The 12,975-nt window shown below is 68.6% G+C and carries 11 protein-coding genes and 1 pseudogene; 8 read left to right on the top strand and 4 right to left on the bottom strand.

The annotated features are described in order from the left end of the window. Positions 1 to 44 precede the first annotated feature (44 nt). A pseudogene (locus tag IO24_RS41265) lies at positions 45 to 847 on the top strand (FAD-dependent monooxygenase); the annotation flags it as partial. Positions 848 to 1,130: 283 nt separating this feature from the next. After that, complete coding sequence (locus IO24_RS45340; protein ID WP_157851309.1) at positions 1,131 to 1,268, top strand: hypothetical protein; 138 nt, start codon at positions 1,131 to 1,133, stop codon at positions 1,266 to 1,268. Positions 1,269 to 1,480: 212 nt separating this feature from the next. Here the strand turns inward: IO24_RS45340 and IO24_RS0135300 are convergent, their stop codons facing one another. Together IO24_RS0135300 and IO24_RS42250 are read right to left on the bottom strand one after the other, a co-directional pair. Next, positions 1,481 to 2,953, bottom strand: coding sequence for a flavin-containing monooxygenase (locus IO24_RS0135300; protein ID WP_078899487.1), 1,473 nt, complete (start codon positions 2,951 to 2,953; stop codon positions 1,481 to 1,483). Positions 2,954 to 3,129: 176 nt separating this feature from the next. Beyond that, positions 3,130 to 3,555: a transposase gene (locus IO24_RS42250; RefSeq protein WP_234335344.1), complete on the bottom strand. Its 426-nt coding sequence runs from the start codon at positions 3,553 to 3,555 to the stop codon at positions 3,130 to 3,132. 704 nt (positions 3,556 to 4,259) lie between these two features. Here IO24_RS42250 and IO24_RS0135290 point away from each other — a divergent pair. Then, positions 4,260 to 5,195: a D-alanyl-D-alanine carboxypeptidase family protein gene (locus tag IO24_RS0135290; RefSeq protein WP_199808881.1), complete on the top strand. Its 936-nt coding sequence runs from the start codon at positions 4,260 to 4,262 to the stop codon at positions 5,193 to 5,195. Between the two features lie 457 nt (positions 5,196 to 5,652). Here the strand turns inward: IO24_RS0135290 and IO24_RS0135285 are convergent, their stop codons facing one another. Further along, positions 5,653 to 6,813, bottom strand: coding sequence for a substrate-binding domain-containing protein (locus IO24_RS0135285; protein ID WP_031143132.1), 1,161 nt, complete (start codon positions 6,811 to 6,813; stop codon positions 5,653 to 5,655). Positions 6,814 to 7,147: 334 nt separating this feature from the next. Further along, on the bottom strand, positions 7,148 to 7,333 hold the full coding sequence (locus IO24_RS46840; RefSeq protein ID WP_234335345.1) for a hypothetical protein: 186 nt from the start codon (positions 7,331 to 7,333) through the stop codon (positions 7,148 to 7,150). 121 nt (positions 7,334 to 7,454) lie between these two features. On the opposite strand from IO24_RS46840, the gene IO24_RS0135280 reads away from it, so the two are divergent. The 5 genes from IO24_RS0135280 (at position 7,455) to IO24_RS0135255 (ending at position 12,893) form a co-directional block, all read left to right on the top strand. Further along, positions 7,455 to 9,833 (top strand): ATP-binding protein, encoded by a 2,379-nt coding sequence (locus IO24_RS0135280; protein ID WP_037669259.1) that lies wholly within the window; start codon positions 7,455 to 7,457, stop codon positions 9,831 to 9,833. After that, positions 9,814 to 10,290 (top strand): roadblock/LC7 domain-containing protein, encoded by a 477-nt coding sequence (locus IO24_RS0135275; RefSeq protein ID WP_031143128.1) that lies wholly within the window; start codon positions 9,814 to 9,816, stop codon positions 10,288 to 10,290. The genes IO24_RS0135280 and IO24_RS0135275 overlap by 20 nt, the downstream gene beginning before the upstream one ends. Positions 10,291 to 10,339: 49 nt before the next feature. Further along, complete coding sequence (locus tag IO24_RS0135270; protein ID WP_031143126.1) at positions 10,340 to 10,783, top strand: DUF742 domain-containing protein; 444 nt, start codon at positions 10,340 to 10,342, stop codon at positions 10,781 to 10,783. After that, a complete protein-coding gene (locus IO24_RS0135265) occupies positions 10,731 to 11,345 on the top strand; it encodes a GTP-binding protein (protein WP_037669257.1) in 615 nt (204 codons plus the stop codon). Before IO24_RS0135270 ends, IO24_RS0135265 begins: the two co-directional genes overlap by 53 nt. A 1,206-nt stretch (positions 11,346 to 12,551) precedes the next feature. Next, positions 12,552 to 12,893: a transglycosylase family protein gene (locus tag IO24_RS0135255; protein ID WP_420823243.1), complete on the top strand. Its 342-nt coding sequence runs from the start codon at positions 12,552 to 12,554 to the stop codon at positions 12,891 to 12,893. The last annotated feature ends 82 nt before the right edge of the window (positions 12,894 to 12,975 follow it).

Here is a 12,975-nt window from a genome sequence, read left to right as displayed (position 1 = left end):
GGATGGAGTCGGCTTCTACAAATGCAGAAGAAGGGGGCTCCGGCATGGGGAACACGGCAGTGGTGGTCGGAGGAGGGATAGGCGGGCTAGCCGCCGCAATCGGCCTGCACCGCATCGGATGGGACGTGACGGTCCTCGAGCGTTCGTCCATGCTTGAGGACGCGGGGGCAGGCATTTCATTGGCTGCCAACGGCCTGCGGGCACTGGACGAACTCGGCGTCGGCGGGGCGGTTCGGGACGCGTCGCGAGGCCAGTACAGCGGCGGCACTCGGACGCCCCGGGGCGGCTGGCTGGCCCGGATGGACGGCTCGGCACTGGAGAAGGCGGTGGGCACGCCGATCATGGGCATCCCCCGTTCCCCTTGCACCGACTGCTACGCGAGGGCTTGCCCGCCGGGTCACTGGCGATCGACTCCGAGGCGGCAACGGTCGAGCAGGCCGGCCCGGGGACAGTTCACGTCGGCTACAGCACCACGGCCCTGGAGGCCGATCTGGTAGTGGCGGCCGACGGTATCGGCAGCAAGGTCCGCGGCCAACTCTTCCCAGACCACCCCGGCCCGGTCCACGGCGGCTCGACGGTGATGCGCGCGATCACCGAGCACGCGGTCGATCTGCGTACCGACTTCGAGCTGACCTGGGGCCGAGGCGCGGAGTTCGGACACATCGCTTTCCTGGACGGGAAGGCCGAGTGGCACGCCGTCCTCAGCCTCCCCGCCGGAACGCGGTTCGCCGACCCACTGACCGAACTGCGCCGACGATTCCACACCTGGCACGACCCGATCCCCGCTCTACTCGACGCGACCCGGCCCGAGGCCGTGTTGCATCACGACGTGAGCGAACTCCGCACTTCACGGTGCGGCCCAGATTCGGGCCAGTCAGAGCGGTTGATCCTCCTGCCTCGTCCCACGCTGCCTTCCTTCCCCACCCAGCGAGACAGAACGTGAAGGTGTTCTCTCCCGTCCTGCACGCGTTCTGTCCCTGCACGCCCACCCCGGAACCTGCCTGCGGCAGCATAGGCCGCCCATCAGAGAGAACGGGGCAGAACGCCGCTGATCTCCCGGCCCCTCCAGGCTGCATACACCAACGGGACCCGGCCGGCCCCTCCTCACTACTCCGCAGGGGAGAACATCCATGCAGCACCGGACACTCGTCCTCCAACTGGGCACAGCCGTCCTGACCCTGGCAGCCTCGGCCATCACCCTGGCGACCGCCCTCCGCGGCACCCGCCGCACACCGCACGACGACCGCGACGCCCCTGACGCGCCTTAAGGGTCAAGCGCCACCGCGCCCCTGTCGTTGAGATCAGCACGGTGAACCGATCGACGCGGGCCCGCATGTCCGGTGGTGTGAAAGGAGGGCCGGACGACCCGGCCCTCCTACGCGACCGCATCGGCTTGCGAGTGAGCTAGACAAATGCCTTGAAATCGGCCGCAAGCTTGCCCGGCTTCACCCCAACGCGTGAAGGCCGGAACCTGCGAGTCTCAACTCTGCGTCGGATCCGAACTCGATCGAGTCAGGCCCGCGTAGCGGTGTGCCACTCCGCCGGGAAGCAGGTATTCGGCCAGCAGGTTGCCGGCGCGGCGGGATGGCAACCCCATGTCGTGCAGGAGTTCGTCCGCGCAGTGGATGTCGTAGGGGCCGAAGTCGTAACCGCCGGAGCCTGGCAGTACCTGCTCCTGCCAGGCCAGGCAAGCGTCGATGGCCTCCCGCATCCCCTGCTCGTCCGGGGTGGTGCGCAGCGTCGCCCGGAAATGGCTGGTCAGCCAGTGCGCGGTGAGTTCCACGCCCATGATGTTGTTGAAGACCTGCCGGAAACCGACGAACCCGAGCCGGTCGGCGCCGGGTGGCACGATGCCTCGGTAGAGCCGCAGCCGCCCGTCGTCATCGTGCACGCGCACGCTCGAGTCCAGGAACGGGAAGACTTTGTGGTGCCCTGTGGCGAACACGATGACGTCTGCCGCCACTTCCTCGCCGGTCGCCAGTCGGAGCCCCTTGTCGGTATACGCCTCGACGGCACTGACCTTGGGGGCGATCAGGCCGCGGCGGACTGCCCGCACGTAGCCGCGCGGCATCACTCCCGCGTGGGCCAGATGGAAGGGGAGCGCGTGAGCGGGCCGCAGCTGCCTCGGCAGCCGGTACAGCCCGGTGGAAAGCAGCACGTCGCGGGTGATGAGCCACCACAGAGCCCGCTTGACCCGCTCGTCGATGCGGTCGATCGGACGGACGCAGGCCGGATCGTGATAGCGGGGCAGGAGCGCCTCACCGAGCCGGGTGAACAGGATCCACTTGTAGTTGACCAGACCGAGCAGGAACCGCTCGGGGATCATCCAGTTCACCTTGCGCTGCACGATCGTGGCCGAGGCCGCCTCGTGTGCGGCGCGGGTGATCAAGTCCAATGCGGACTTGCCGCCGCCCACGACGACCACGCGCCGGCCGGCGAATGTCCCGGTTCGCACCTCGTTGGAGTGCAGCACGGTCCCGCGGAACGACTCACGCCCGGGTAACTCGGGCAGTTGGGCATGATGATGAGCCCCACTGGCGACAACGACATAGTCGAAAGTCTCGCGATGAACGTCCGCAGCCTTGTCCCCGGTGGGCCGGGAGTCGACCGACCAGCCGGAGGCGCCCACCCGCCCGGGCCCCTCCACCGGCCGGATGGAGATCACCTCGGTACCGGGCCGGACGCGGTCCAGTACACCGAAGATCTCGGCGTAGTTCTCCAGGTAGCGTTGCGTGTCCACCGCGCTGGCGAAGTGCAAGCGGTTGGGCAGGTCCGCGAACTCGAAGATGCGGAGCGCGGACTGGTTGGCCAGCCCGTCGTAGCAGCCCCCTGAGGACCAGATCCCGCCGACCTGCTGGTACTTGTCGAAGACCGTGACGTCGAAGCCGTTCTCCAGCAGCACCTTGGCGGTGACGATTCCCCCGGGGCCGGCCCCGACCACACACGCTCTCATCAGCTGTCACTCCCCATGGGCGATCGCCGCGTCCAGCTCGCTCATCATCCCGGTTGCGGACCTCCCCGCCCAGGGCGCCCTCCGGTACCTGAGGCATCAGAAGCTGAACGAGCACGGCCACACCCCAGCACACGACGTACGCGGTCAACGCCCACAGACGGGGACGACCGCCCGCATCACGGTGCGTCAGAAACCGGGAACGCCGTATCCACCAGGTGGAGCTGTCGGGCCTGGGTGATGTCCGCGCACCTGCCCGGCCGGGCCGGGCTGCAGAACAACACGCGCCCCTCGGCGTCCGTGAGGACCATGGACTTCACGGCGTTCTGCTTGGTCTTGCCGGAGACGAACTTGTCCCGGTCCTTGCGGCCTGCGGCCGGGCGTCGCACGCGGATCTCCGTGCCGTCAATGATCCCGGTCTGAGCCTCGGCGCCCAGGTGCTCTACGACCTCGGCGAGAGAACCCAGGCGGATGCCCGGTGCGACGGTGCAGCCCCGCTGCGCGAGCAGGGGCCGCACCTCGCCGATGGCGCGGGTGATGGTGGAGCGGTCCACGCCGAACCAGCAGGCCAGCACGTCATGCGTGGTGCCATGGCGCAGACTCACCAGGATGGCCAGCCCGGTCGACGAAGACGAACTTGTGCTTCGCCCCGGCTCCTACAGCCCGCCGCCGCAGCCGAGCCGTCAACCGAGCCTCATGCTGCTCGTGCCACAACGGCCCCACATCAGCGACGAGTTCAGCGATCACATCCGGCGACAGCCCAGTGACCCGGTACTCCGCCACGATCAACTCACGCGCCCCAGCCCCCATCATGCGCAGTTCAACGAGCCACCTGAGCGCCGAGCCACGGCCAACCGTGCACGAGTCTGAACGCGCTGATCAAGCACCCGTTTCACCGTGAGAACGGCGAGCGGCTGGTCGGCTTCCCCGAGAACCTGCGCCAGTGTCGCCGTGCCGAGGGCCTTCTGACGTTCCAGCGGTCACTCCTGCGCTCCGGGCCGCGCGTACTGCATGGCGGTCGACTTCGGTCGACACCCGCGCGCGCCGCTCCGCCGTCGGCATGCGGTCCACGTTCAACCGTGCGGCGACGCCGACCGCCTCGTCGGGGGGGCCGCGCGCTCAGCACGCTGATCCGGGACGCGTCCACCTGTATCCGGGTGGCCTCTGCCGCAGCGGCGGCTCGCAGGTCCCCCTGAATTACTTCCGCTCGCAGTGCAACCCTCGGTGTTCCCCGTGAGTGTCCCTGAAGCCTCCCCCCGCTTCATTTCGCACATGTCATCTGGCATTTGGCATACTCGGAGCGTTCATAGTGATAACCGGCATCAAGGGCGTACGTATCCGCAGAGCCGCAGCTGTCGCCGGCGCCGGCGCGCTGCTCGCGGGCGGCGCTCTGACCGCGCCCGCGCAGGCGGCGACCGCGCCCTCGGTCAGCGCCAAGGGCGCGTTCATGCTCAACAGCGCGACGGGCTCCACGCTCTACAGCAAGTACGCCGACACCAAGCGGCCCATGGCGAGCACCACCAAGATCATGACGGCTCGTGTCGTGCTGAGCACCCCCGACCTGAACCTCGACCGGAAGGTCACCATCAAGCAGGCTTACCGGGACTACGTCACTGCCAAGGGCGCGAGCACCGCGGATCTCAAGACCGGCGACAAGGTCACCATCCGCCAGTTGCTCCATGCGATGCTGCTGCCGTCCGGCTGCGACGCCGCGATGGCCCTCGCGGACACCTTCGGCACCGGTACGACCGTCTCGGCGCGGACCAAGTCGTTCATCAGCAAGATGAACGCCAAGGCGGACACCCTCGGCCTGACCAACACGCACTTCGACTCGTTCGACGGCAACTCGACGCAGAACACGAACTACACGACGCCGCGCGACCTCGCCAAGCTCGCGCGCAGCGCGATGAAGTACTCGACGTTCGCGGGCATCGTGAAGAATCCGAAGACCGTGCAGTACGCGACGACCAGCACCGGCGGCACCCGCACGTACACCTGGTACAACACGAACCGGTTGCTGGGCTCATACAGCGGCGCGATCGGGGTGAAGACGGGCACCAACACGCCGTCCGGCCCCTGCCTCGTCTTCGCCGCGACCCGCAACGAGAAGACGGTCATCGGCGTGCTCCTCAACGACCAGTACCGCTATACAGACGCCGCCAAGTTGCTGGACTACGCCTTCGGCACCAGCTCGGCGAGCACCATGCAGCTGCGCACCTTGCCGAAGGGCGCGCAGAGGGACTGACCTGGGCTGACGCGCACTCGAATGAACGCTGGTGTGTACGGGCGCGGGCAGGAGCACCCTCGGTAGCTCGTTGGGCTCACACTCCAGGCCGCAGGTTCACACCTGTCCCCGCCGCCACCACACTGGCGCCCTCGAGATGGCCCGTACCACGACGTGCTGGTCACGTCCTCGTCCTGCGCGACTTTGGTGCTGGAGGGTGCGTCACCCCGGTTCTGGCACGGGAATGGCCCGGGTCCTGGTTTCGGAGACCGACCCGGACCATGCCCGGGCGCCCGGGAACCTTCATCCAGCGGGTGAGGTCGCCGGCAGGCCGCGCCGGCGTGCGACTGGAAGGCGTGCTCGTACGAAACGGCGCCGCGCGTAGCGTTCCTGCACGTCCTGGCCCAGTGCCCGGCAGTGCAAACCGCGGCCGGCCCCACGGTGAACGGGTCCACCCGGTCGCCGGTCTGCTACTTGTCTACTTCTCCCAGATCCTGCGGTAGGACTCGCGGTAGCCCTCCGAGTCCCAGGACAGAGCGCCGCCGCTGGTGGCGGCGGTGGTGACGTGGACGGGGGCGACGTATCCGCTGGCCGACTTGCCGGCGAAGGAACGGTTGAACTCGTCGATGATCTGCCAGCCCTGTTCGGACAGCGGTTCTGGCACGGTGGCCGCCTGGAACTCCTTGCTGTTGATGCGCTGGAAGGCCGAGGGGTCGCCGTCACCGGCCCCGATGTTGAACGGGGCGCCGTCGCCCTGCCTGCCTGCGGCACGCAGGGCGGGGCCCGCGTGGTCGTAGTACAGGTCGTTGATGGCGGCGGAATGGGTCCACCTGTCGCCGAAGCGGGAGGCCAGGGAGGAGATCCGCTTGGTGGTGAGGCTGCCCGCCTGCGGGATGGGGATGTTCTCGTAGCTCAGCAGTTTGACGCCGGAGCAGGTGGCGAGTTCCTTCTTGATCAGATCTGACTTGCGCTTGGCGAAGGGGATCGAGGCGTCGGTGAACAGGACTACGCCCGCGCGACCGTTGGACCGGGCGATGATCCAATCGGCGCTGATCTTCGCGACTTCCTCGACCCTGGTGGTGATGTTGCTGAACAGCTTCGGGTTCTCGCTGGGGCCGGGAGCCGCGACGGCGTGCCAGCCGATCAGCGGGATGCCGTCAGCGTTCGCCTGCTCGACCTGTGCGGCGATGGAGGTGGGATCGAAGCCGCCGATGACGATGCCGTCGGGTTTGAGGGCCAGGGCCTCGGCGAAGGCGGCCTTGATTCCGGCGGGCGTGCCCTGGCCGTTGAGGGTGCGGACGCGCCAGTCGATGATGCCTGCGGCTTCCTGGACGCCCTTGGCGACGCCCGCCACGCCGGGGTTGGTCAGGGTCTGGGCGATGTAGACGATGGTCTTGTCGGGGACGGCTCGGGGCCCGCTGGTCGGCCCGGACCAGGGGGCGTTGACGTCCTCGGCCGTCTTGACGGCCTGCTTGGCCTCGGCGAGGGCGGTGGGGCAGCCGGGGCTGGACGAGCCGCTGGGGGACGCGGCGACGGATCCTTCGGTGGTGGAACCGCTCTCGCATCCGGTGGTGAGGGTGATGGCGGTCGAGGCCAGGAGTGCGGTGGCCGTCACGGCCGCCTTGCGGATGGGGTGCACGGGGTCTCCAACACGGTGCGAGAGGGGGCGGGGCTGGGTGGGGAGGTGAGGCATGGGCCGGTGACGGTTCCCGCGCGTGGCCACAGTCGTGACGATCAGGCGGGCGACGGGAGGAGAGGCCGGCGGGCGGCGATGCCCGGCGGTGGCTCGGGCAGGCAGCGTGTGCCCGAGCCGAGAGGCGCGTTCGACTGGTCGGTCCGCGTCAACGTCCGCACTGAGCACCGTGGATCGATCAGTGGTGTGCAGTACGACGAGCGCCTCAGCGGGCGAAGCGTTGCACTCGGGAGATACTTCGCAAACATTCTGGCATTGATTTTTTATGACCCAAACTTTGTCATGTCATGGTAAAGACGATACTCTCGCCCAGCTGGTTCCAGACACCTGGCCCGATCTCTTCGTTCCTATCAGCGATGAAGGCCGCGAAAGTGTCACGTCCGGTGCCGGCCGGTCGGCGGTCCGTGAACACGACATCCCCGTCACCGCTCAGCAGCACGTCGAAGGAGGCCCGGGTGTCCGCCATCACAGGGAACCCGCCGCACGCACCGGACCCGCCCAGGCATGCCCGCCGGACTCCGCGGTTTCGTCGCAAGGCGGCGACCGTTCTCGACCGGTGGCCCTTCCGGCGTAAGCTCAACGTACTGGTGATCGCGCCCATCGCGGTCGTCGGCGTACTGCTCGGCGTCGGCGCATACGGCCAGGTACAGCAGGCCCGGGACGCCGACCGGATCGCGGATCTGGTGCGCGACAGTGAACAGGTCGCGCGGCTCATCAACGAGGTACAGGCCGAGCACCGGCAGGCGCTCCTGCTCTCCGTGCAGTACGACTCGGCCCGCCCCGGAGCCCCACTGCCGCCGACCACCGACTACCGTCGGGCGCAGCGGAGCACCGACGCGCAGGTCGCCGCCGTGCGTTCGGCGTTCGCCTCCGGCCTTCCGCCTGAGGAGGCGCAGGCGTTCGACTACATCCGCGGCCTCGGTGTCCTGCGCGAGAAGCTCGAACGGGGCTATGTCCCCGCCGCCAACATCGACCCCGCGTACGCCTCCGCGGTCGAGTACCTGATCGACGGCATCGGCCTGGGAGGCTACTCCGGCACCTCGTCGTCCTCGGTCGTGGCACTCCTGGACACGGTGCTGCGCGCCGACGCGTCCCACGCGGCCTTCGAGAGTGCCGTGTTCTCCGCCCAGACCAGGGACGCCAACGCCCTCACCGAGTACAGCCGGGCGGTCGGCGCTCGCAAGCTCTACGACCACCAGCTGGACCGGTTCGAGCTCATCGCCACACCGGCGCAGGTCCTGCGCATGGACGGCATGCGGCGCAGTGCCGAACAGTATGGTGTCGAAGCCCGGTTCGCGGAGCTCCAGATCGATCCCGGGGCACTGCAGGGCCAGACGTCGACGCAGCTGCGCAAGGTGATCGCCGATGGGGCCCGGCAGTCCGAAGCCCGACTCGCCATCACCAGGTCGCTGATCGAGCAGACCGCCGACCAGGCCGACGCCGTCTCCGCGGAGGCCCTGCGGAACGCCGTCTACCTGCTTGGTCTGACCCTGCTCGGCTTCGCCACCTGGCTGACCTTCTGTGTCCTGATCCGGCGTTCGGTCGTGCGCCCCTTGGAGGCCCTGACCCGCTCCGCCCAGGAGGTGGTCGACGTGGCGGGCGAGGAGCTCGCCCGCGTTTCCGACGACGAGTCCGCCGACAGCACCCCCCTGCGACCGAGGTCGATCCCGGTCCCGGTCCGTGACGAGATCGGCGAACTGGCCGAGGCGTTCAACCAGGTTCAGGTCACCGCCGCCCAACTGCTGGAGCGGCAGGTGCTCAGCCGGCGCAACGTCGCCGAGATGTTCGGCAACGTCGGTCGGCGGGTAAGCAACCTGACGACACGTCAGCTCATGCTGATCGACGCCGTCGAACGCGAGGAAACCGACCCCGAACTGCTCGAACGGCTGTACAGCATCGACCACATCGCCGTACGCCTCCAGCGCAACGCCGACAGCCTGATGCTGCTGGCCGGAATCCGGGACACCGGCGTCGAGGCCCGGCCGACCCCCCTGGCAAACGTCATCAGGGCGTCGCTCGGCCAGATCGAGGGCTACCAACGGGTGTTTCTGCGGCCCGAGACAGAGGTCACCGTCGCGCCCGACATCGTCGGTGACCTGACGCTGATGCTCGCCGAACTGCTGGAGAACGCGGTCGCGTTCTCGCCCTCCCACACGCCGGTCGAGGTGGCCGTCCGCCCCGGGACCGACGTCACCGAGGACGGCGGGGCGCTGATCGAGGTCATCGACCACGGCCTTGGCATGAGCGCGGAGCGCCTCGCCGAGGAGAACGCCCGGCTCGTGCGCCGGGAACGGCTCGACCTCGTGCCGACCAGGGTGCTCGGCCTCTTCGCGGTCGGCAGTCTTGCCCGGCGGTGGGGTGTGCGCGTGTCGCTGAGCCGTACGCCGGGCGGCGGGGTCACCGCAACCGTCTGGATCCCCGCCTCGCTCCTGCTGACCATGAGTCCCGAGGACCCCGAGCCGCCCGTGGACACGGGCCCGATCGGAGCCGTAACGGCGTTCCCGGTGAGGACCGGGCAGGAGACCGCCGCGCCCGCGCCGTCGCACGTACCGGTCTTTGCCACCGGTGTCACCGAGCGGTCGGCGGCCCCCTCGTCGCACGAGGCGCTTCCCCGGCGCCTCCCGGCGCGCACCGGCGCGGGACCGACCACCGCGGAACGGACCGTCGAGGACGCCGGCGGGGAGCGGACGGCCGCATCGGGCGAACAGCGTGCCGCGGAGGACTCACGGCCGCTGCGGCGGCGGGTCCGGGGCGCGACACTCGCCATGACCTCTTCGCGGGCGGACCGGGGGGCGCCGACGGTGCGGCAGCCCGCCGACGCCGAGGCCGTCCGCTCGGAGCTCGACGAGTTCGAGGCAGCCGTACGCAGGGCAGAGCAGGACAGTGCTCACGCCCGGACGAAACCAGCACCATCGCACCACCAGCAATCCCAGAAGGAGTCCGGCAGTGACCACGTCGACAGCTGACAGCAATTCCGAGCGGCCGGAACCCACCGATCTGCGAGCCGCCGCGGCCGATTTCACCTGGCTGCTCGACCGGTTCGCCACGGAGACCGCCGGTGTGGTCGACGCCATCGCCGTGTCGTCCGACGGCCTGCTGATCGCCGTCTCCCAGCTGCGCGAACACGCCGACTCCGAGCGGCTCGCCGCGATCGTGTCCGGCCTGACGAGTCTTGCCGCGGGAGCCTCCGGCAACTATGGGCTCGGCAGCCTCAACAAGGTCATCATCGATCTGGAGGGCGGCCATGTGCTGGTGTCGGCCATCGGCTGCGGCGCCGTCCTGGGAGTGGTGACCTCCAAGGAGGCGAAGCTGGGCAACATCGCCTACGAGATGACCCTCTTCGCCAACCGGGCCGGGGCCGCGCTCACCCCCCAGCTGGTGCTGGAGCTGAAGAACAGTGTCGGCGCGGCCCCGGCCGGCTGACCGTCCCCCGCCCGGGGCACGGGTACAGGCACTTCGGAAAGGGATCGTGATGGCCGTCGGCGGACCACCACACGACGCAGCGGGGCACGCCGGGAGCTCGCCGGACCCGGCCGCCGGCCGCGCCCCCGCGATCCGGCCGTTCCTGCTGACCGCAGGCCGGGTGTCGGGGGGCGGCGCGACGTTGCCGATCCCTGTCGAGACCCAAGTCGTGTCGACCTCGGCCGGGCTCTCCGTCCTGCACGCGCTCACCTTCGAACATCACGACATCATCGCGGCCTGCCGGCGGCCGCAGTCGGTGGCGGAGCTGGCCGCCGGGCTGCGACTGCACCTCAACGTGGTCCGCGTGCTGGCCGAAGATTTGCGTGCCGCAGGGCATCTGGCGATCCACCGGCCGTACGCCGGGACCGCCCAGGATCTCTCCGTACTGCGAAGGGTTATCGATGGTCTTCGTGCCGTCCCCGACTCACGGGGGACACTCCGTGACACCAGTTGAACAGCCGCCGACGCCGGTCAAACTGGTCATCGCCGGAGGCTTCGGTGTCGGCAAGACCACGACCGTGGGCTCGATCTCCGAGATACGGCCGCTCACCACGGAGGCCGCGATCACCGAGGTCGCGGCAGGAGTGGACGATCTCACGCACACTCCGGGCAAGACCACCACCACGGTCGCCATGGACTTCGGCTGCATCACCATCGACCCGACGCTCAAGCTGTACCTGTTCGGCACCCCGGGCCAGGACCGGTTCGGCTTCATGTGGGACGACCTGGTGGAGGGCGCCCTCGGCGGTCTGGTGATCGTGGACACCCGCCGACTGGACGACTGCTACGCGGCGGTGGACTACTTCGAGCACAAGGACGTCCCTTTCGCGGTCGCCGTCAACGCCTTCGACGGGGAGGTCGAGCACGACCTCGACGAGGTGCGGTGGGCACTGGACATCGCCGAGCACGTTCCGCTGATCATCTTCGACGCACGGAAGACGGGCTCGGTCCGCGATGCGCTGCTGGTCGTATTGGAAGTCGCCCTGGCCCGGGCCGAAGCCGCCGTGGCGCCCTGAACGTGAACGCGCCCGGTGGAGTTGTGGATGGCGACCACGTACGCCACGGCTATCACCATGACGGTGACCTACCGGTCCTGTGCTCCGCGCACCGCTGGACTCCCCACCGTACGGTGGGGAGTGACTCGGCCAGCACCGAATCAGCACGCCACGAACCCCGTGCTGGTCCGTGCTGACTGCGAGGGCCGGAATCATAGAAAACCGCAGGTCCTAGCCTCGATCGAATGAGTTGTCGTACCACTCGATGGTGGTGCCGATGAGGCTGGCGGTGACGATGCGTTTGAGGCTGGCGGGGGGTGGGGGAGCGGTCGCGGGGGAGGTCATCGGTACCACTTCCAAGCGGTTGGCGGGGACATGTGGCGGGGCGACAGGGTTGGCTATGCGTGTGGCCACCATGCCGACTCGTGGAAAGGCGGTTCAGGGGCTCGATGTCGGTCGAAACGAGCTCCGTCCGGGACGCGTAGTTCAGGGTGATTTGATGGTGCGGTGCTGACTCCCGTGCTGACTTGGTGCTGACTACCTATCGTCGAACTCGGGCATCTGGGGGGTGCTTGGCTCAGAGTCCTTGCGTGGTAGGTGACCGGACTGAGAGACCGAGCCCGGTCTTGCCGCTCAGCCGCCGTGGGCACGGGCAAGGCGCTGCGCCCGGGCGTCGTGCGCGTTCGTCCCAGCAGATTCTTCGTCTGCTGGCGGTACAGATGTGACACGTCGCTGACCTGTATAGATAGTGGCCAGGTGTGGCTCGTTGGAGTCGTTGGCCCGGGAATGGTCCGGGACCTGCTGGGCGCGCTGACCGGGGGCGCGCCCGAGCAACTGGCCCTTGTGACGGGGTGGCAGGCCATCTTGCTGGTCGTCGCCACCTTGTACCTGGCTGGGGCGTCGCCATGCGCTTCGCCGGGCGCGGGCCAGGTGGGCAGGCAACGCGAGTTCCGGACGAGACGGCTGATTCCAAAGCCTGAAGCTCTCCGTGTAGGACGCCTGCTCCGGCGCCGAGGCCTCGACAACCCGAGCCGTCACTCCGGCCGCAGGTACAGGGCGAGTCCGAGTCGGCAGAGGCCGAGCGCCCCGGCGATATCCGCCGCGGAGCACGGTTCGCTTCCCTCGACGCCGGGTGCAGCCTTTTGGCGTAGAGATCCTCGTTCTCGATTCGCCACTTACGTAACGCGGTGCAACGGTCTGCATATGATCTCATCGCAGAATACTGAAATGATCAATACTCGCGACTGCCGCCGTCGTAGGGGGAGTCCGGCACTCGTGCTACTGGCGACCGCCCTGATACTAGGCGTTGCCACGAGAGCGGAGGCCCTGCCGGCTGGTCAGTTCGGGCCTGACTGGGACGCCATCGCTGCGTGCGAGTCCAGCGGCAACTGGAAGGCGAACACCGGCAACGGCCACTACGGCGGTCTGCAGTTCACCCACTCGAGCTGGGTTGCCGCCGGCGGACTGAAATTCGCCCCGCGTGCCGACCTGGCCACCCGCGAAGAACAGATCACCGTGGCCAAGCGCCTGGCCGCCCTGCAGGGTATGTCCGCATGGTCCTGCGCGTGAGTGAAGAGAACCGACACCTGTCCATCCCCCTCGTACCGGTTGCCGCTGGATGTCGAGGTTCTGGGTGACGACCTCATCCGGT

This window comes from Streptomyces flavovariabilis, assembly GCF_000725785.1.
Taxonomy (GTDB): domain Bacteria; phylum Actinomycetota; class Actinomycetes; order Streptomycetales; family Streptomycetaceae; genus Streptomyces; species Streptomyces hawaiiensis.
Note: the sequence above shows the minus strand (reverse complement) of the source record. Positions and strands in the feature narration are given on the sequence as shown.